This is a genomic window from Bacillus sp. 22475 (genome assembly GCF_052044835.1).
GTDB classification, from domain to species: Bacteria; Bacillota; Bacilli; order Bacillales; family Bacillaceae_G; genus Bacillus_A; species Bacillus_A cereus.
In genome coordinates, this window is sequence record NZ_JBQENW010000048.1 from 1 (window position 1) to 21,220 (window position 21,220).

The following is a 21,220-nucleotide window of genomic DNA, read 5'->3' on the forward strand; positions in this document are numbered from 1 at the left end:
GAATGTATAGCACTTTTCAAAGGCCTTTTCACCTGAAGACTCATATCGTCTAATCCACTCACGAAGTACACTAGGGTTAACTCCTATAGATTTAGCAATTGTTTTTCCACTTTCTGTACCATCTAAATATCGTTTCACCGCTTGGATTTTTTCTTTTGAAGAAAATTTAGCCATAAAAAATGCACCTCCAATTGTTAGGCTGTGTCTAACAATTGGGGTGCACTTCACTTCAATGCGGTTGGCCTTTGTATAATTGTTTTTAATAAGTATAATGGCTTTATTTTGAGAATAAGGTTTTAATTTTATTGCGTGTTACTAATAAAATCCCGCCTAATACAGATAGCATTCCTAGAGCCATATTGTTTGATTGCTCGCTACCAGCGTTAGGAAGTTCTTTAGTGTTATTGTTTTTAGTACCATTATCTGCTTGCGTTTGTTTAGACTGTGATACTTCATTAATCTTGTTATCAACATTTTGCTTCGTTGTATGTAACTCAGCTAATTTGTCGTCAATTTTTTTCTCAGTATGCTTAAAGTCGTTAATTTTAATATCTAGGTCTTGTTTTTTCTTTGATAAATCATCTGAAACAGTTTGTTTCGATTGTTTAATTTCGTTAATTTTATTGATTAAATCTTGTCTAGCTTCTTGTAAAACAGCTAGTTTGTTTTTTACATCTTGTTTAGCTAATTCTAAGTTAGCGGAAAGACTATCTAAATTGCTTTTAATTTTCTTAAGTTCCTCTAACGTGTTACCAGTATTCGGCTTGTTTTCTTTTAGTTCAGAGAGTTTGTCCTCAGCAGTTTGTTTCGCTTTTTTTAACTCAGCTAATTTTTCATCTACTTGTTTTTTAACTTCCTTAAGTTCATTAACCTTTTGATCAATGTTCTCTTTATGTTGCTTCATTTCATTCACTTTTTCATCGACAGTTTGTTTATGTTCTTTAATCTCATTAACTTTGTTATCGATATTTTGCTTATGTTCTTTTACTTCAGCAACTTTATCTTCTACTTGTTTTTTATGCTCTTTAATCTCAGCGATTTTATCTTCGGCGATTTGTTTGTCTTGCTGAAGTTTTGCATCTAGTTCTTGTTTATGCTGTTTAACTTCGTTAATTTTTTCATCAGCAACTTGTTTACGTTCATGTAGTTCATTCACCTTTGTATCAACATTTTCCTTAACTTTGTTAAGTTCATTTAATGTTTGATCCACGTTTTCTTTGTGTTGCTGTAATTTCGCATCTAACTCTTGTTTATGTTGCTTAATTTCAGCTAATCGATCTCCCGTACTTTGCTGAGGAGTAGCATCATTTACTTCCGCATGAGCAGAGTTTGCGCCAGCAATCATTGCTAAAGCTAGTGTAGACGCAGCAATTGTTTGTTTTGTTTTCATATTTTTGTACCTCTTTTCTTTCATATGCATGAGCTGTTTTGTGTAAAATTGAGCATATAGAAGTAGATTCTTCCATCATTATATACCATCTGCGCCGTCTAGAGGAAGTATTTGCATAATAATCTATGATTATGTAATTTTTATAATCTCTGATTTCGGATAGGAGAGTACTCTTTAGCGATATGAATAATTTTTAATATAGTAGAGTTTACATCCTTACTATTACGAATAACAAACAAATAATCAGCTTCATTTTCTACAGGAGCTACTACGTCTTCATGTAGTGATTCAGCTTGTTGGCGATGGAGGACTTCTTTGAAACTGGAATAGTTCCCCCTAAAAATATTTGTACTTCGTTTACTAAGGCCCACTCTTTCATAAAGTACATCATCTGGGATATCAAAGTGAACTAATATGCGTACATATTTATTCTGTGGAAATAATTCGTTTAGTAAATAGAACCTTCCGTTTTTACTGCGATTGGAGTTACAAATAATAAGGTGTAAATTTGTATGTTCTTTCGCATAATCAACAATGAATTTAGAAAGACCGTGCTTAAATGTATTAGGGCCTTTAGCCGGCTGTAATTTATCGTAATGCGTGTTAATAAATTCAGCTTGATTATCTTGATCCATAACGAAAGAGTGGGGTAACTCTTTTTCTAATGCTCTTGCAAATGTAGTTTTTCCACTGTGTGTTTTTCCAACTGTAATGATGACTAATCTTTTCATGACGCCCTCCATTTGTATTGTTATGAACTGGAATATTCGGTGTAGATCGAAATCTTCCTGCTAGAGATTACACAAATTATTGGAGCGTTAGCAGGCTGAAAACTTGACAAAAAAACTTATTTATGCTATAATTTACCAATACAAAAATAAGGTGTATAATAGGGTTCTCCTGGCCAGGGGAACCCTATTTTTGTTGTGAAAATGAAGGAGAGTGTATGTGCGTGAAACAAGGTGAAGCAAGTGTAACGTCGTTAGTATCAGCTTTCGGAAGGGCGTATCATAGTGAATTTGATAATCCTAAAATCTTTGATGATTATGTAGCTAAAGATTTCATTTCACAAAAAGAACGTAAAGATATTGAAACGAACATGGTTCAAGGGATTCACTTTTTCAATAAAGACATTGCAGAGCAGTTTCAAGACAATCCAAAAGAAATATTAAATTGGATTACGCAAGTTCAGTTATCACCAACACCTTTAGCACGTGCTGCATATTGTGAAAGAGTATTACTACATGAAATTACATTAGGAGCGAAACAATACGTCATACTCGGTGCAGGCTTAGATACGTTCAGTTTTAGACACCGAGAATTAGAAAATAAAATAGAAATATTTGAAGTGGATCATCCTTCTACGCAGGTGTTTAAGAAGGAAAGAATAAAAGAAACAGAACTTGAAGTTCCAAAAAACCTTCATTTTGTTTCAATGGATTTTACGAAAGGATTTTCCTATGAACAGTTACGCAATGAAGGATTTGAACATAAAAAGACTTTCTTTAGCCTTTTAGGTGTTACGTACTATTTAACGAAAGAGGAACTTGCTAGTTTATTAGAATGTTTATTCGAGATGGTTCCGGCAGGTAGTTCTATCGTTTTTGATTATCCTGATGAAAACTTGTTTACAGAAAAGGGACTGTCCAATCGAGTTGAAAATATGGTGAAAATGGCTGCGGTAGGCGGAGAACCGATGAAATCATGTTATTTTTATGCTGAAATGGAAGCACTGTTAGAGAAGGCGGGCTTACTCATTTATGAGCATTTATTACCAGAGGATATTGATGTATTATATTTTGAAGGACGAAACGATTATTTAGAAGCTTTTGAGACAGTACATTATGTACATGCGGTGAAAAGGTAGGAAATTAGTAGGCATGGGGAGGAATCTCTGTGTCTTTTTTCTAATGATATAACCGGATTCAGGACTTTTAACCAACGTGAAAAGTCCTGAGTTAGAAAGTATGGTAGAGTGCTACTGTCAGAAGGAATCTTTTTTTATGTTTTCTATTACTAACGGCGGAGTTGATCTACAGCATCTACAGCATCTGCCGCATCCCTTGCCGCATTTGCAGCCTGTTTTGTTGTACGTATTTGCTGTTTCAAAAGAGTATTTTGTTCTTCTAACAAAGTATGCTGCACTGTACTTGTTTCAGTAACTTGCCAGATTGCTAAAGCTTCTTTTAAATCATCTGCAGCTCCGCTTTCTAGCGCTACTATACATGCATCAATTTTTTTGACTGAAAAATACTTAATGGGGATTGGTATACTACTTTGAAATTTTTGATCATATTCTTGAATTTGAGGGTCATATTTAGAAGCAGTAAATTTTCTAAACACGTGTATTATAGATGGCCACGCAGCAACAAATACAATTAAAAAAAACCACATAATAAACATACTACTTGTATCATTATAACTAAATAATCCTCCTGGTAAGATCATCAATAATACGAATGCAATTAATATCCCAGGTATACGGCTAGGACGTTTGTGTATCTTTTTCATGATACTTTCATAAGAAGTTACATAATATCGACCCTCTTTTAATCTTTGAACCCATTCTTCCTTTTGCATATACATGGCACCATCCTTTTTTTGTGAAGTATATTACTACTTAATCATATAACTTAAAGGGGTAAATAAACAGAAAATTCAGTGTAAAATATTTTTTCGCCCTGTAGGAAAATTATTTCATTTAATAAATCTATCTAGTTGTAGAGTATGCTCTAGTTTTTAATCCTTATATACTACATCCATGAATAATATGCGAGATTCATTATATGATGCAGACAACGGGAATATCGATACATTGGGATTTAGTAAACATTCAAAAACCAGGGTATGGAGGTGGTGAAATTTGGTTTGATGATGTACTGATAAGAAAAAATGGACATTTTATTTTACAAGAGTTATTCAGATTAAATGAAGAAAATTTGAAGAGGTAAAGCGCTTTATTGAGAGAGTGTAAAATAGATTAAAATGCAACATACCAAACCAAGAGATTTATCGTGTAACTTTACATTCATTTAATATTAATAGGATACTTGAAAAGGTAGCGCTATGGGGCGTGTAAAAAAGACAAAATCTCTTAAAAAAAACTTAAATTTTTACTCCATCAATCTTTACAATCTCCCCCTATAATGTGAATTGGACAAGCACCTAAGAGAAAGCAGAACATGTCAGTTTGTACATTCTATTATTAGGGGGAGAATTTGTATGAAAAAGACGGTTGCTTCGTTAGCAGTTATGGCGGCATTATTACCGACGTTTTCAGTGCATGCGGAAGGGAAAGAGCAAGTCCGAAAATCAGCTACAGCTTTTAACGTTATTAGTGATATTCAAGGGGATTTAGGGGATTTTGATCATGTGCTAAAAGATACGAACAAAGTGACGCCACTTTCTAGAGCGCTTATTATGAATGGGGATATAACGCCGACTGGACAACAGTCACAATATGATGATGTAAAGCGTGTGTTAAATAAAAATAAGCATCCGGAAAATGTATGGTCTACGGTTGGGAATCATGAGTTTTATGCTGGTAAATGGACAGCAGATGGGGAACTCTCTCAAAGTACATGGCCAAATGGGGTAAATGAGGAAACTTTATTTAACCGCTATCTGAAATTTAGTGGACAAGAAAAGGTATATCATAAAAAAGAATTAGACGGTTATCCGCTTCTATTTTTAGGAACTGAAAAATATATGAAATACCACGATTCAAAAATGTGGGACGAAGTATATATGAGTGATGAGCAATTAGGTTGGTTAAAACAAAATTTAGAAGAGTACAGTCAAAAAGATAAAAATAAGCCAATCTTCATTTTCTCTCATCACGTTTTACCTGATACAGTATCTGGATCAAGGCAATCGCCGTACTTACAAGATTATTTAAACGTGGATAAATTGTACGATATATTAAAAGACTATCCGCAGGTTGTTTTCTTCACGAGTCATACACATTGGGATTTAAACTTACCTGACTGGGCTGGTAAAAAGAAAATTACAGGCGGAGATGAAAAAGGTTTCACTGTTGTAAATACGGGCGGAATTGAAACAGGCTGGATGTCAGCAGGACCAAATGGAGGAGAGAAAACTGCTCCAGATGGCTATTCATTTAAACAAGGGTTACAAGTAAAAGCATATGGTAACGATGTAATTGTGACAGCTTACGATTACAAACGTGATAAGGATATAAAGAAGTTATTAATTAGTGATTCAAAAATTGCGCAGATGGCACCAAATGTAACGGCAGATGATCGTAAAAATATAATTGTCGGTGCAAATGAATATATGGAGTATTTTATAGAAGGAACGAATGAGTGGCATACGTATAGTCAAGCAAATCCTCCGAAATTTGATGGAGATAAAACTGTATACGTACGTCATAAAGGTGAAATGAATTTAGAGCCGGGATTAACACAGTTACTTCGTTTTTCGGTAAATAAGTGATTGGAGGGAGTCCACATTTGAATGTGTGGGCTCTTTTTTTGTTGATGAGAAAGGGGTTGCCTGTCTGTCGTTTTTTGTCGATAGATCGATATATTTGAAAAATCGTTGATATATTGTAAGTAATGAACGATATATTTAAAAAATCGTTGATAAAAATTTCATGTACCGTAATTAAGTTAAAATCATTAATACGGTTTTACTTATCAAAATGAAATTCTAATACATTTTTAACCCAGAAAGATGACTTCACCATTTTTACGTGTAATAATAGTAACGTTACATATATTGTGAAAGAAGTACAAAAGGAGCGTTACAATGAATTTAGCTAAATTCCCGAGAAAAAAATATACAGAATCATATACACCAATTGAAAAGTTAAACAATTTTTCTGAAGCACTTGGTGGTCCGACTATTTATTTTAAACGAGATGATTTACTTGGTTTAACAGCCGGTGGCAATAAGACGAGAAAGTTAGAATTTCTAGTTGCAGATGCACAGGAAAAGGGTGCAGATACGTTAATTACAGCTGGTGGTATTCAGTCAAATCATTGCCGCCTGACACTTGCTGCTGCGGTAAAAGAAAAAATGAAATGTATTCTTGTATTAGAGGAAGGGCTTGAGCCAGAAGAGAAGAGAGACTTTAACGGAAACTATTTCTTATATCACTTATTAGGTGCTGAAAACGTCATTGTTGTACCGAACGGAGCAGACCTGATGGAAGAGATGCATAAAGTAGCACAAGAAGTAAGTGAAAAAGGTAGTACACCATATGTAATTCCAGTTGGTGGATCAAACCCTACGGGCGCTATGGGATACGTTGCTTGTGCGCAAGAAATTATGGGGCAATCATTTGAGCAAGGAATTGATTTCAGTTCAGTTGTTTGTGTAAGTGGTAGCGGCGGTATGCATGCGGGTTTAATTACTGGTTTTTCTGGAACGCAAAGCCATATTCCTGTAATCGGGATTAACGTAAGTAGAGGAAAAGCTGAGCAAGAAGAGAAAGTAGCAAAACTTGTAGATGAAACTTCAGCACACGTTGGTATTCCAAACTTTATCCCGCGCGACGCTGTTACGTGCTTTGATGAATATGTAGGGCCAGGCTATGCGTTACCAACGCCGGAAATGGTAGAGGCAGTTCAGTTACTTGCGAAAACAGAAGGTATTTTACTTGATCCAGTGTATACAGGTAAGGCAGTAGCGGGATTAATCGACTTAATTAGAAAAGGTAATTTTAATAAGGAAGACAATATTTTATTCGTACATTCAGGTGGTTCACCAGCTTTATATGCGAATACGTCTCTATTTGCGTAAGTGTAAAAAGCATTGGGTAACCAATGCTTTTTTTGTTATATACTGGAATTGTCGGGAAGTAGGAGGAGGATTATATGAACTCAAATTTAAAATGGATCATATATACGGTACTCGGCATTTCTATTCTATTAATCTTATTTGTAGTTTATGGGGTGTATTCTTATTTTACATTTTAAAAGCGTAATGGAAGTGAACTATTATATACACTAAAGGCGGAGAGCACTATGCAAATTAGAAATTTGTATTTAGTCTTCAGCGTGATTTGTTTATTTGTAGTAACTAGCTGTTCAAATAATATAGGAAATCATAATCAAACAATCGAAGTGCAAAAACATGCTGGTGATAATCATTATGAGGATTTGAAGGTAATTACAGACAAGAATAAAGTATTGCAAGTAAAGAAAATATTAAATGATACTAACTTTGAAAATAAAAAGGTGGAAATGTCTCGTTCAGCTGATTATCAGTTTGTTTTTCAGTTTAAAAATCCGAAAATAGAAGCGAAAGCTGTTTTATATCAAATGTGGATTAGTCCTAATAAGGATAAAGTAGAAATAATGGCGGGGGATAATCAGTACGCTCAATTAGCAGAGAAAGACGCAGCTGCTTTTATGAAGATTGTTACTGGTGAGAAGTTAGCTGAATAAAAGTATATGGTAGATTTTGCTCTCTAATTCCCCGCTTATTTTTCGCTTTGAGGGATAATTAGTGAGAAATATCGAATGAGAAGTAATCGTGAAATAGCAAAGAATATATTCACGGCTAAAAGAAGAGTTGTTTAAAAAACTCTCCGCATCGTTATGTAATGTTAATAAGAAGAAGTAGAAGGTAGAAGTAAATCTAAATAAAACCAAAAAGGGATAAATAGGAAAATGTAGAATCTTTATATATAAGATGTTCTGAATTTTTAGATATAAGGTAGAGTGGAGGAAGAAAGATGATTCAATTTCCTATGGAAGATGCTGAACAATTTTTTAGATCCTATAGTATTGGTAGGTTTACAGTTAGTGAAGATGAAGGGAAATTAATTTTTAGTACAAACTTAAATGGTCATTCTAATTTATGGGCGATGGATTTACCCAATTTATCCCCTTATCCATTAACATATTGTAATCAATCAAGCAATTTTATTAAAATGGATTCTTTAAATCGATTTATTTTAGCTGGATTTGATAAAGATGGGGATGAAAATTATCATATTTATGCATTAAAACCAGAGGGTGGTGGATTGCTTGAATTGATTCCAGCAGGAGAGACAGAAAAGGATTACTTTGTGCATTTAACAGAGGATGGGGAACGATTATACTATGTCACAAGTAAAGATAACCCAATGTTCTTAAACTCTCGTTGTTATAATATACGCACAAAAGAAGATACGCTGTTGTTAACTGGTGTGGAGACACCTACATATGTAGAGGCAGTAAGTCCGAATGAATCAAGTTACATTGTTTTAAAGTCATATAGTAATACGTATAATGTAGGATATGTAAAAACGGGAGAAGAACTTATTTGTTTAGTATCTTCCAGTGAGAAAGAACATACTGTAGGCTCCATTTCTTATATTGATGAAAATACAGTGATTTTCGTTACAAATTATGAAGAAGAGTTTTCCTATGTAGCTTCTTTTGATTTAAATAAACAGGAATTCAAACCAATCTGTAAAATAGAGAAGGAAGATATATCCGATATAAAATGGCATGCTGAAACAAAAAATGGCTACATTGTTTCGTCGAAAGGTGTTACAGATAGGTTATATAAATTTGTATGGGATAAAAAAGAGTTAATTCTATTGAATTCTCCGGTAGATACGATAAGTCAAATTGAAATTACAAAATCGGAAAATTTATATTTACTAGGTGAAAGTGCGACGAAAACAGCAAACATCTATTACAAGAAGAATAGAGATACAGAATGGGCAGCATTAACAAAAAACTATGTTATTGGTCTATCTGAATCTTCTTTTGTTGAACCGGATGTTATAACATATGCCTCTTTTGATGGGTTAAACATAGAAGCATTATTATTCCGGGCGAAAGGAGAAGTACAAAACGGATATACAATATTTTGGCCTCATGGTGGTCCACAAAGTGCTGAGACGAAAGATTTCAGAGCATTATTTCAATATTTATTAAGGCAGGGATATAATATTTTTGCGCCAAACTTTAGAGGTAGTACAAGATATGGTTCAACGTTTACAAAAATGATTGAAGGTGATTGGGGAGAAGCACCGCGCTTAGATTGTGTAGCAGGGATCGAATGGTTATTTGAACAGGGGATATCAACTCCTGATAAATTATTTGTTATGGGCGGTAGTTATGGAGGATATATGACCTTATTGCTTCACGGGCGTCATTCAGAGTATTTCCGTGCAGCCATTGACATTTTTGGACCTAGCAATTTATTTAGTTTTATCGAATCTATGCCTGAAAATTGGAAACCGCTCGCAGTTAATTTAATAGGTGATATTAATAATGATAAAGATAAGCTTATACAAGATTCACCAATTACTTACTTAAATCAAATGAATAAACCACTCCTTATCATCCAAGGGGCAAATGATCCACGAGTTGTAAAGGAAGAATCGGATCAAATTTTTCAAGCGTTGCAAGAACAAGGAGTAGATGTAGAATACCTAGTATTAGACGATGAAGGGCATGGATTTTCAAAAAAAGAAAATGAAATATATGTATATCGTCGCATAACAGAATTTTTAGCAAAGCATAAGTAAAAGAAATGGCATTTTACGGGTTATGATCATATCGCTATCAGGCTAAAAATGCAGAGAAATGACAATGAAATTATTGAATAAATAAGAATGAAACAACTTAATTGTTACGTAACAAAAACGCTATTCTTTCCCTAGAATCAAAGGAAGAGATGGCGTTTTTGTTATGAACTTATCAATTTTTTATGAACTGGAATTGTTGTCTAAAGAGTTGCAACAGATTTTTTTATAAATTGAAAGACAAGGAGACGAACTTGGATGGAGTATTGGAAGCACACAATAAATATATTGAGGAGTACATGTTTGAAAACATTAAATCAATGGAAAATGAAATATTTTGTTGGAATGTCTGAGCTGCGGACCAATTCTATCACTTTAATTAACTAAAAGAAGAATTTCCCCATCCCGATTAGACTACTGATCATTCCTATTCCACTCATGGTGCCTTTTCCTGCTGTAAGTAAGTTTCCAAGCATTCCTAGCTGACCGTTACCTCCGTTATTTCCCCATCCCATTGGGGCCCACGGACTACCCCATCCTGGAGGGTTTCCAAAAACACCCGAGTTATTGGTATTGAAATGAAAAGACTTGGCTGGCGGCGATAGTAAAGCCGCAAGATGACCTTGTGCGAACATCCCTGTATGATTGAATGGCTGGGCCCAGGGGAAGGAAGCATTTTGAAAATTAAAACCTGCATGACTTGGTAATGGAGTCCAATTAGCAGGCTGACCTTGTGGCATTATCCCTGCATAATTGATTGGCTGCCCCCAAGAGAAGGGAGGGGGTTGGGGATTGAACCTCGTATAATTGGCTGATGAATCCCAACTAACTGGATAAACTCGGTAACTCCAATTCTCAGGAATCTTCAAATCATTCATTACCTCAGATTTAGTTAATTCGGGCTGTGAATATAATGAAATTTCGTTAGTATATTGTTCCCCGTTTCCCTTTGAATTCAAATACCAATATTGGTCCATACGCTTATTCTCCTCACTTTAAAAATGTAATGTTAGACTTAGCCTATGTAATATTCCTTTTTATGGATGGTTACATAACTAGATCTACAAGCCTGTATTTAAAGGAATGGGTGCGTGGTCTTTTTGATTTTTCTCGCTGCCCGTAAAATACCCATTGATTTAAAGTTTCACTTTATTTTAGAAGGTGATTTTCAGTTGCTTATTTTGTGTATTTCAGCCTAATTTAAATTCCGTTAACAAACGTTTTTATAAAGGTTTCATCAACAAAAAGATTTTAAAATGGTATGTTGAGCAAGTGGAATTGCTAAAAAGAGAATATCCATTCGAAGAGTTTGGCAAAATACTGCAAGGGTAATGTTTTCTTGTGCAAATATGTAAACGATTTAAACGAATCAATGAAATTTATAATGAAGGGGCAATTAAATATATGAGTGAAACATTACATAAAAGAAAACCACCATATTTAATGCTTGTAATCCTTTTTATTGGGGCATTTGTTTCATTTCTAAATAACTCCCTTTTAAATGTAGCCTTGCCATCAATAATGAAAGATTTAAACATTCAAGATTATTCAACGATCCAGTGGCTTTCTACAGGGTATATGCTTGTAAGTGGTGTATTAATTCCGGCATCAGCATTTTTAATAACGCGTTTTTCAAATAGGAGCCTATTTATTACATCTATGGTGATTTTTATTCTTGGTACTGCCTTAGCGGCTGTAGCACCGAACTTTGGTTTATTACTTACTGGTCGGATGGTTCAAGCGGCAGGCTCTTCAGTTATGGGGCCTTTGTTAATGAATATTATGCTAGTAAGCTTTCCAAGAGAAAAAAGGGGAACAGCAATGGGGATTTTTGGACTAGTTATGATTACAGCTCCAGCAATTGGACCGACACTATCAGGTTATATTGTAGAGTATTATGACTGGCGTTTGCTGTTTGAAATGATTTTACCGTTAGCAATCATTAGCTTACTGTTAGGGATTTGGAAATCTGAGAATGTCATGAAACAAAACAAAAATGCAAAACTTGATTATCTCTCATTACTATTATCTTCTGTCGGTTTTGGTGGTTTGTTATATGGATTCAGTTCTGCAAGCTCCGATGGCTGGACGAATAAAGTTGTCTTAACAGCCTTAATCATAGGCGCTATTGCCTTAATTGCTTTCATTATCCGTCAATTAAAAATGGATGAGCCGTTATTGGATTTACGTGTTTACAAGTACCCAATGTTTGCACTTGCGTCTGTAATTGCAATTGTCAACGCGGTGGCCATGTTTTCGGGTATGATTTTAACACCAGCTTATGTACAAAACGTCCGTGGTATTTCGCCGCTGAGCTCTGGGCTGATGATGCTTCCAGGTGCGGTTATAATGGGGATTATGTCACCAATTACAGGTAAACTATTTGATAAATATGGTCCTCGGATTCTTGGCATAGTGGGGCTTTCCATTACAGCTGTTTCAACTTATATGTTGGCAAGTCTGCAAATTGACTCTAGTCACACACATATTATTCTTATCTACACACTGCGAATGTTTGGGATGGCGATGGTTATGATGCCACTTATGACAAATGGTCTTAATCAATTACCAACTCGCTTAAATCCGCACGGTACAGCTGTTAATAATACGGCTCAACAAGTGTCCGGTTCGATTGGTACTGCTATTCTTGTTACGATTATGAACTCTGTAACAAAAACAAAAGCTGAAAGTTTAATGTCTCATATAGATCCAACAACCTTTACAGAAACTACGAAGGCAATAGTAACTCAGAAGGCTTTATTATCTGGAATTCAATATTCATTTTATGTAGCGCTTGGTATGAATGTTGTTGCACTACTATTAGTTTTTTTCGTTAAACGTGTAGATACAAGTGCGGAAGCTGTCGAGAAGTTAAATCGGTAGAGAAGAATAAAACGTTAGATAATGATTCCTACAAGTTGTTTGCTGCTAAGGCGCCGGTATTTAAAGCTGGAAAAGAACTGAAAGAAGCAGTGAAATAATTATGTGGTGAAAGAGGACCTGATATGAATATCAGGTCCTCTTTCATTAGTAACACGGTATACTTGCTTATCGTATTGGTTTAACTAAACTACTGATTTTTCGAATACTACAATCTTAAGCTCGTCAACTTTTCTATTTTGGGGTGTTTTAGAAGAAAATAAATCAAAATAATCGTTTTTATAAACAAATACAAGAGATGAGATCCGTTTGCAATTTCTCATAAACATTACAAGTCTAGATTATCTTTTAACACCAACATTAAAAGGCTCCAATTATATTTATTCGCTTCATTTTAATTTAGTATTTTTCTACAAGTTATAAATTTAATTGCCAAGCTTATACGCAATATCATAATCATGAATAGTTAGGGAAAAGATAAAATAAGGTAATCAATTACATATCTTTATCCCAGGCGATTAGTTGCTATTTCTTCTTTATTAAATGGGATATTTTATCCCGAATTAACGGGCAGTAAGACCCCCACCTCAAAATTTAGCGGAAGCAAAGAAGTTAGGTGGGGGACCAACTGCCCGTAAAAGCCCGATTGGTTCAACTAATAATCAGTGGGGGATGAACAAAACCCCCACTGATTAAAGTTTCACTTTATTTCATGCTTTTTTGAAAGGGTGTTTTAAATGGAAAAAAAAGTATCTGCCATTCCTCAGCCGAAAACATATGGACCGCTGGGTAATCTCCCATTAATCGATAAAGATAAACCGACGCTATCCTTTATCAAGATAGCGGAAGAGTATGGTCCCATTTTTCAAATTCAAACTTTAAGTGATACCATCATTGTCGTTTCTGGACATGAATTGGTAGCAGAAGTTTGTGATGAAACACGGTTCGATAAAAGTATAGAGGGTGCTTTAGCAAAAGTTCGTGCCTTTGCTGGGGACGGATTATTTACTAGCGAGACTCACGAGCCTAACTGGAAAAAAGCTCATAATATTTTGATGCCTACATTTAGCCAACGGGCAATGAAAGATTACCATGCCATGATGGTCGATATTGCTGTACAACTCGTTCAAAAATGGGCACGACTTAATCCGAATGAAAACGTAGATGTTCCGGAGGATATGACTCGTCTTACGTTAGATACAATTGGTCTATGTGGTTTTAATTACCGATTCAATAGCTTTTATCGTGAGACCCCTCATCCTTTTATTACTAGCATGACCCGTGCTCTAGATGAGGCGATGCACCAATTGCAGCGGCTGGATATAGAAGACAAACTTATGTGGAGAACGAAACGTCAATTTCAGCATGATATCCAATCTATGTTTTCTTTAGTAGATAATATTATTGCTGAACGTAAAAGTAATGGGAATCAGGAAGAAAATGATTTACTTTCCCGTATGTTAAATGTGCCAGATCCGGAAACTGGTGAAAAATTAGATGATGAAAACATTCGTTTCCAAATTATCACTTTTTTAATAGCTGGACATGAGACAACAAGTGGATTGTTATCTTTTGCAATTTACTTCTTATTAAAGAATCCGGATAAATTGAAAAAAGCCTATGAAGAAGTAGACCGTGTTTTGACAGATCCTACTCCAACATACCAACAAGTTATGAAACTGAAGTATATACGGATGATTTTAAATGAATCGCTACGTCTATGGCCTACCGCTCCAGCATTCAGTCTCTATGCAAAAGAAGATACAGTGATTGGCGGGAAATACCCAATTAAGAAAGGAGAAGATCGTATTTCTGTTCTTATTCCACAGCTACATAGGGATAAAGATGCATGGGGAGACAATGTGGAAGAATTCCAACCTGAACGATTTGAAGAGCTGGATAAGGTTCCTCATCATGCTTATAAGCCATTTGGAAATGGCCAGAGAGCATGTATCGGTATGCAATTTGCACTTCATGAAGCCACTCTTGTAATGGGAATGCTTCTTCAACATTTTGAATTAATCGATTATCAAAACTATCAGCTGGACGTAAAACAAACATTAACGCTAAAGCCCGGTGATTTTAAGATTAGGATTCTACCCCGAAAACAAACTATTAGTCATCCTACTGTTCTTGCACCTACAGAGGACAAGCTGAAAAACGATGAAATTAAGCAACACGTCCAGAAGACACCTTCTATTATTGGGGCCGATAATCTTTCACTTCTTGTTCTGTATGGCTCGGATACAGGTGTAGCAGAAGGTATTGCAAGAGAATTAGCAGATACAGCTAGTTTAGAAGGAGTTCAAACGGAAGTGGGAGCTCTTAACGATCGAATTGGAAGTTTGCCAAAAGAAGGAGCGGTACTTATTGTGACTTCTTCTTATAATGGAAAACCGCCAAGTAATGCAGGGCAGTTTGTGCAATGGTTGGAGGAACTAAAACCAGATGAGCTAAAAGGGGTTCAATACGCAGTTTTTGGTTGTGGAGATCATAATTGGGCTAGTACCTACCAACGGATTCCAAGATACATTGATGAGCAGATGGCTCAAAAAGGAGCAACAAGATTTTCTAAACGCGGAGAAGCAGATGCAAGTGGTGATTTCGAGGAACAGCTTGAGCAATGGAAACAAAGTATGTGGTCTGATGCGATGAAGGCATTTGGATTGGAACTCAACAAAAATATGGAAAAAGAGCGCAGTACTTTGAGTCTACAATTTGTCAGTCGTCTTGGAGGATCTCCTCTTGCACGAACATATGAAGCAGTTTATGCATCTATACTAGAAAATCGTGAACTCCAATCACCCAGCAGTGATAGAAGTACACGACATATCGAGGTATCTTTGCCAGAAGGCGCTACATATAAAGAAGGAGACCACCTTGGAGTGTTGCCAGTTAATAGCGAGAAAAATATCAACCGAATTTTAAAACGTTTTGGGTTAAATGGGAAGGATCAAGTTATACTGAGTGCAAGTGGACGAAGTATAAATCACATACCTTTAGACAGTCCTGTTAGTTTATTGGACCTTCTTAGTTATAGTGTTGAAGTTCAAGAAGCTGCCACTCGAGCACAAATACGAGAAATGGTAACATTCACAGCATGTCCTCCTCATAAAAAAGAATTGGAAGCATTATTAGAAGAAGGAGTTTACCATGAACAAATACTAAAGAAACGGATTTCAATGTTGGACCTTCTTGAAAAGTATGAGGCTTGTGAAATCCGATTTGAACGCTTTTTAGAACTTCTTCCTGCGCTCAAACCGCGTTACTATTCTATTTCAAGCTCTCCACTCGTTGCACACAATCGTCTGAGCATTACGGTCGGTGTTGTTAATGCGCCTGCATGGAGTGGGGAAGGGACATATGAAGGAGTCGCTTCTAATTACTTAGCTCAGCGTCATAATAAAGATGAGATTATCTGTTTCATTCGAACGCCACAATCAAACTTTGAATTACCTAAAGATCCAGAAACACCAATTATTATGGTTGGGCCAGGTACTGGAATTGCACCATTCCGTGGATTCTTGCAAGCGCGTCGTGTTCAAAAGCAAAAAGGTATTAACTTAGGACAAGCGCATCTATATTTTGGTTGTCGTCATCCTGAAAAAGATTATCTCTATCGTACAGAATTAGAAAATGATGAAAGAGATGGATTAATCTCTTTACACACAGCTTTTTCTCGTCTAGAGGGACATCCAAAAACATATGTACAGCATTTAATAAAACAAGATAGAATCAATTTAATTTCGTTATTAGATAATGGAGCACATCTTTATATATGTGGTGATGGAAGTAAAATGGCTCCGGATGTAGAAGATACCCTTTGTCAAGCATATCAAGAAATTCATGAAGTCAGTGAACAAGAAGCAAGAAATTGGTTGGATCGTGTGCAAGATGAAGGGCGATATGGAAAAGATGTTTGGGCTGGTATATGAATGTTTCTTAATTAGATACATATTAACTAATGAACTTCTTTCGAATAAATTTCACTTTATTAGTATAGTGTATTTAGATGAATAGTGATTAACCGGACTATTTAGTATCTACTAAATAGAAAACAGGACCTGATATTTATCTATCAGGTCCTATTTCACATAGACATTATACATGGATATTTTCCACACATTATCAATGTTTGTAATGTAGTTAGCCTTGTGGGTCAGCGATAAAATCAGATATTATTTTTTCAATATCGAAAGGAGTAATCCCTTTATCCAAAGAAAAAATGCTTTCTGCTTCTTCGATGTCTTGAACGAGTTCACCTCTAGCTTCAATATGTAATCGGAACAAGTCATATAAATTCGGTTTAACTAAATTAGTAAAAGCCTTTCCAACTAGTATCATACCTTTTTGATTAGCCTCGATAGTATTATCATAAGTTAGATCTCTTGTAAGAGACAAATCTGTCCAAATCAATTTTCGTTCCTTTAAGTCTAAAATAACTGGAATAGAGATTTGGGTGTCGGCAGTAATATCCACTTTATCTTGAACAGTAGAAGGTTCAAATATTTCTCCTGAACCAGGATATTGACGAACCATCCAACCAGTAAAGCATTCTGGTAAATCTTTATATGGTTGGTCTGTGTAAGAAAGCAAAGTCATGACTACATAGCGTCCACCATATTTCAGCACAGACGGAATATCGAAATCAATGAATTCAGATGCCCCCTTTGGTGCAGAAGTAATATCTCCGCTATGGTAGGCTTTGAAATTTTTTGAACGTAAGTTCGTGAAGGATACATGTTCTTTGTATTGCCAATCTTCGTCGTACATTGCAGCAGACAAATCAATGTCAACGCGTCCTGTATGTTGTCCATTCACATAGCCTTCTTTCCACCATAGGAAAAAACGAATCGTATCTCCTTCTGGCAAATCTACTTTACTTCCTCGAGATAATGTGCGAAGCGCTTTGCTGGCTGAACGTTGAGAGAAGGGAACTAAGTGATTTTTTAACTGTTCATCCAAAAATACTTTCCCGAGACTTGGAAGTTCTGCGAAGCGATTTTTTAAAGTATCTTCACACATTTTTACAATCATTAAACAAATCTTCTCTGAGATAAATGGAAGTGTATTTTCAATACCTATAGCTTTTGCTACATTGCCCTTTGGAAAAAAGGTACGAAATTCATTTTTATCATTTCGATGCTTAAAATGAGCCGTGAGTTGAAGTAATACAGGAGTAGAAACGTTTCCTATTATACTTAGAAAATCTTCGAGAATATTGAAAACATCTGTTGACTTATTACTACATAAACGGATTAAATGATCCAAACGTCTGGCAAATTCCCCCGGGCGAGTTTTTAAAAGATTTTTCGCTGTCATGATATCATGATTCAACAAAGCTGCTTCTATTTTTCCATTAAATGTTTCAACTTTAATGTTGTTGCGAAGCATCTCAAATGCTCGGTGGGTTTTTGGGAAACGAGTATGATATTCTGCTGGATGAAGAATTTCACCTAAACGAATCCAACGTTTTTTGTATCGAATCATATCTTCGGTAATGTTTCCGCATTGCTCTAACAATCCTAAAAGGAAGCGTCTTTCGGCTCGGTTAAACTTCTTGAATCGAACGGAGGATGCTAAACTCACATCACCTTCAGATAAAGCAACTGCAAGGCGAAGAACATCAGTTGCTGTTTTAAAATACTTTGCAGCAGCATCGGCTGATATTTTTCTGTTTATTAATAAAACCCCAATTATAAAAGACATATTTTCCTTATGAGGAATTACATTAGGTAGAAAACAGGAAACATCTTCAGTGTGTGTAATAGCCCATTCTACATCTGTCTTATCAGTTGAGGAAATAGAGCTGTTTGCACTAATCAATTGAGAAATCATTTGATTGAAATCTTCTTCACTTCCTAAGTCAATAACTTTCAAATCAACGCTATCTAAAAGAGGGAGTCGTTCTTCTACTTTTGATACAGGTAGGCGCAACGTCACATAATGAATAACGGCATTGATGTATAAATCAGCGTCACTTAAATCCATCATTTGTTGCGGAAAGTTTGGATACATAGGAGTAAACTGAATATGTGCACCAACCATTTCTTTTAAATGTTTCACCAACTCTTTGTAAAACGATGTGAATGCATCAACCGAAAGTGTTTGCAACTCTTCTATTAAAGGCTCGGAAAAAGTAAATCCTAAACTTTCCAAGTTTTTTAAAACAGTGGCTAAATACATGTTCGGTAGTTTATTTTCTTCTCTTTTTATAATTACTTTCAAACTTCTTCTTATGTAAATAGAATTTTTCATGAGAACGCCAGCTATTCACTCCTTATAAAAGAGGGGAATAGTCTGACTGTCCTCCTTTCAGTGGTAGATTTTTATTTTTACATGCATAAACACACTAATTGTAGAGAAATGCACTGAGGGTATAAAGCTATTTTTTAGTGAAAAATTAGGGGTATAACATTTAGTTGTTAAGTGGTAATTTGTTAATTAAGAAAAGAAAACCTCTACATCAATGGTTGATAAACTAAAGTTTATCCAATCCCAAAGAAGAAAGAGGTTTTATAGTCTAATTATTTTCATAGGAAATTGACAACTCTAAAACAATTTGAAATTTCTACAAAGAAGGAAGAATTGTCATAGCCTATGTGTTTAGCAGGAAAGTAACATCCCTATTTCGCCAAAGAAGTTAGAAGGAAGGAACGTCATAGCCTGCTTTATTAGTATATTCTCTTGCGGAGAGCAATTCAAGTATACTGTCTGATTTTTTAAAGTTTTCCTAAATGGGAATTTTCATGTTTATCCCGTATTAACAGAGGATTTTTATTTTTGATATATTATGGAATGGAGTTGAATGAGTATTATAAATACAAAAGGTGAAATTAAAAAAACAAAAAGAAAAGTATTACTAACTATACTTACTATGTTAGTAATTATAATTGGATTTGGATATTGGAAACTTTTTAGTTTGCAAGGTGTTCCAAAAGGGGAATTAATTCGAACAGTGAAATCTCCAGATGGAAAATATCTCATCAAGACTTATTTTCATAATGCAGGATCATTAAGTGCGGATGCTGTTAGGGGTGAATTAGTTAACCTTGATACAGATTCAGAGAAAAATATATATTGGAATTATCCAGATACCGATCCATATATTGAATGGGTAAATAAGAATATTGTTAGAATTGGAGATCAAACTTTAGATGTTTCGCAGAAAGAAACCTATGATTGGCGTGATGATGATAAGCACGTTAAAGAAATGCCTAAACAGTTTAGTAGATAAAACAAGAAAATTTAAATGTATTTAATCTTATTTGTTTAACTATAGATAGTATTATATGAGTGAAAGAGTCCATTTAAATCTTCTAAATGGATTCTTTTAGGTTTCTAGATACGACTACTGATAAAAATGGAACAAACTTGTTACTTAGGTTGTCTATTAAGTATACGTATAAAACAGGTGTTCATGATAGTTCAATCATTTGATGAAAAGTGAGATGCAAGAAGAGTGATATCCGATACACTCTTTAATTGTATCGATATGTATAACACCTAGAAAAACTATATATTCTTGAAAGAGGTTGAAAATGTATGATAGTCTTAAACAAGTTTTTTAACTTTTTACATTACAAAAAGATGGTACCTGTAGTATTTCTTTCATGTGCAACGCTTATAGGCTGTTCCGATGGCAATACTCAGTCTGAATTACTTAAACAAACAAAACAAACAAATCAAACCAAACAAGAAACTACTGGTAATGATTCTTTTGCTAAACTTGAAAAAGAATTTGATGCTAAACTCGGTATTTATGCATTGGACACTGATACGAATCAAACTGTTACGTATCAATCAGATAAACGGTTTGCATACGCATCTACCCACAAAGCTTTAGCTGTGGGAGTACTTTTACAAAAGAAATCAATAGAAGATCTAAATCAAAGAGTTTTGTATACTCGTGAAGATCTTGTTAATTACAATCCAATTACAGAAAAGTATGTTGATAGGGGTATGACTCTGAAAGAGCTTGCAGATGCTTCCCTTCGATATAGTGATAATACTGCACAAAATCTTATTCTTAAACAATTAGGTGGACCTAGTGAATTCAAAAAATCACTGAGAGAAATAGGAGATACCGTTACAAATCCTGAACGTTTTGAACCAGAGTTAAACGAAGTGCATCCAGGAGACGTACATGATACTAGTACCCCAAAGGCATTAGCTACTAGTCTTCAGGCTTTCACGCTAGGAGATGTACTTTCAACTGAGAAACGGGATTTATTAATAGATTGGATGAAAAGGAATACTACGGGAGACAACTTAATTCGTGCTGGAGTTCCAGGAGGATGGGAAGTAGCTGATAAGACGGGCTCGGGATCTTATGGAACCAGAAATGATATCGCAATTATTTGGCCACCAAATAAAAAGCCAATTGTTCTTGCGATACTTTCTAATCATGATAAAGAGGATGCTAAATACGATGATAAGCTTATTGCAGAAGCAACCAA

The 21,220-nt window shown here is 35.1% G+C and carries 15 protein-coding genes and 1 pseudogene; 10 read left to right on the forward strand and 6 right to left on the reverse strand.

Annotation, left to right across the window (positions count from 1 at the left end):
* The 3 genes from ACTJJY_RS30245 to ACTJJY_RS30255 all read right to left on the reverse strand — a co-directional run.
* Positions 1–174, reverse strand: a 174-nt coding sequence (locus ACTJJY_RS30245; protein ID WP_326268117.1) for a transposase, incomplete at its 3' end; no start/stop codon positions are given.
* Positions 175–277: 103 nt separating this feature from the next.
* Positions 278–1,390, reverse strand: a complete 1,113-nt coding sequence (locus ACTJJY_RS30250; protein ID WP_440607307.1) for an LPXTG cell wall anchor domain-containing protein — start codon at positions 1,388–1,390, stop codon at positions 278–280.
* A 140-nt stretch (positions 1,391–1,530) separates the two neighbouring features.
* A complete protein-coding gene (locus ACTJJY_RS30255; protein ID WP_440607308.1) occupies positions 1,531–2,121 on the reverse strand; it encodes an AAA family ATPase in 591 nt (196 codons plus the stop codon).
* 215 nt (positions 2,122–2,336) lie between these two features.
* Here ACTJJY_RS30255 and ACTJJY_RS30260 point away from each other — a divergent pair, with 215 nt between their 5' ends.
* Positions 2,337–3,257, forward strand: a complete 921-nt coding sequence (locus ACTJJY_RS30260; RefSeq protein WP_440607309.1) for a class I SAM-dependent methyltransferase — start codon at positions 2,337–2,339, stop codon at positions 3,255–3,257.
* A 149-nt stretch (positions 3,258–3,406) separates the two neighbouring features.
* On the opposite strand, the gene ACTJJY_RS30265 is transcribed toward ACTJJY_RS30260, so the two are convergent.
* Positions 3,407–3,976, reverse strand: a complete 570-nt coding sequence (locus ACTJJY_RS30265; protein WP_440607310.1) for a hypothetical protein — start codon at positions 3,974–3,976, stop codon at positions 3,407–3,409.
* 137 nt (positions 3,977–4,113) lie between these two features.
* On the opposite strand from ACTJJY_RS30265, the pseudogene ACTJJY_RS30270 reads away from it, so the two are divergent.
* The 5 genes and pseudogenes from ACTJJY_RS30270 to ACTJJY_RS30290 all read left to right on the forward strand — a co-directional run.
* Positions 4,114–4,341 (forward strand): annotated as a pseudogene (locus ACTJJY_RS30270) (aminopeptidase); the annotation flags it as partial.
* A gap of 271 nt (positions 4,342–4,612) precedes the next feature.
* Positions 4,613–5,845: a DUF4073 domain-containing protein gene (locus ACTJJY_RS30275; protein ID WP_440607311.1), complete on the forward strand. Its 1,233-nt coding sequence runs from the start codon at positions 4,613–4,615 to the stop codon at positions 5,843–5,845.
* Between the two features lie 315 nt (positions 5,846–6,160).
* Positions 6,161–7,156 (forward strand): D-cysteine desulfhydrase, encoded by a 996-nt coding sequence (locus tag ACTJJY_RS30280; protein ID WP_440607312.1) that lies wholly within the window; start codon positions 6,161–6,163, stop codon positions 7,154–7,156.
* Between the two features lie 224 nt (positions 7,157–7,380).
* A complete protein-coding gene (locus tag ACTJJY_RS30285) occupies positions 7,381–7,803 on the forward strand; it encodes a hypothetical protein (RefSeq protein ID WP_001167092.1) in 423 nt (140 codons plus the stop codon).
* A gap of 290 nt (positions 7,804–8,093) precedes the next feature.
* A complete protein-coding gene (locus tag ACTJJY_RS30290; protein WP_440607313.1) occupies positions 8,094–9,884 on the forward strand; it encodes a prolyl oligopeptidase family serine peptidase in 1,791 nt (596 codons plus the stop codon).
* Between the two features lie 380 nt (positions 9,885–10,264).
* Here the strand turns inward: ACTJJY_RS30290 and ACTJJY_RS30295 are convergent, their stop codons facing one another.
* Positions 10,265–10,858 carry a hypothetical protein gene (locus ACTJJY_RS30295; RefSeq protein ID WP_340783304.1) on the reverse strand — a complete coding sequence of 198 codons (594 nt, stop codon included), beginning with the start codon at positions 10,856–10,858 and terminating at the stop codon, positions 10,265–10,267.
* A gap of 427 nt (positions 10,859–11,285) precedes the next feature.
* Between ACTJJY_RS30295 and ACTJJY_RS30300 the strand changes: the two genes are divergently transcribed.
* Positions 11,286–12,764 carry a DHA2 family efflux MFS transporter permease subunit gene (locus tag ACTJJY_RS30300; RefSeq protein WP_340783307.1) on the forward strand — a complete coding sequence of 493 codons (1,479 nt, stop codon included), beginning with the start codon at positions 11,286–11,288 and terminating at the stop codon, positions 12,762–12,764.
* 734 nt (positions 12,765–13,498) lie between these two features.
* On the forward strand, positions 13,499–16,696 hold the full coding sequence (cypD, locus tag ACTJJY_RS30305; RefSeq protein ID WP_440607314.1) for a bifunctional P-450/NADPH--P450 reductase: 3,198 nt from the start codon (positions 13,499–13,501) through the stop codon (positions 16,694–16,696).
* A gap of 211 nt (positions 16,697–16,907) precedes the next feature.
* On the opposite strand, the gene ACTJJY_RS30310 is transcribed toward cypD, so the two are convergent.
* Complete coding sequence (locus ACTJJY_RS30310; protein WP_157676113.1) at positions 16,908–19,019, reverse strand: TerD family protein; 2,112 nt, start codon at positions 19,017–19,019, stop codon at positions 16,908–16,910.
* A gap of 550 nt (positions 19,020–19,569) precedes the next feature.
* Between ACTJJY_RS30310 and ACTJJY_RS30315 the strand changes: the two genes are divergently transcribed.
* Complete coding sequence (locus ACTJJY_RS30315) at positions 19,570–19,998, forward strand: DUF5412 domain-containing protein (RefSeq protein WP_000022543.1); 429 nt, start codon at positions 19,570–19,572, stop codon at positions 19,996–19,998.
* Between the two features lie 308 nt (positions 19,999–20,306).
* Positions 20,307–21,220 (forward strand): class A beta-lactamase (bla, locus tag ACTJJY_RS30320; protein ID WP_440607315.1); only part of this gene is annotated, 914 nt, incomplete at its 3' end.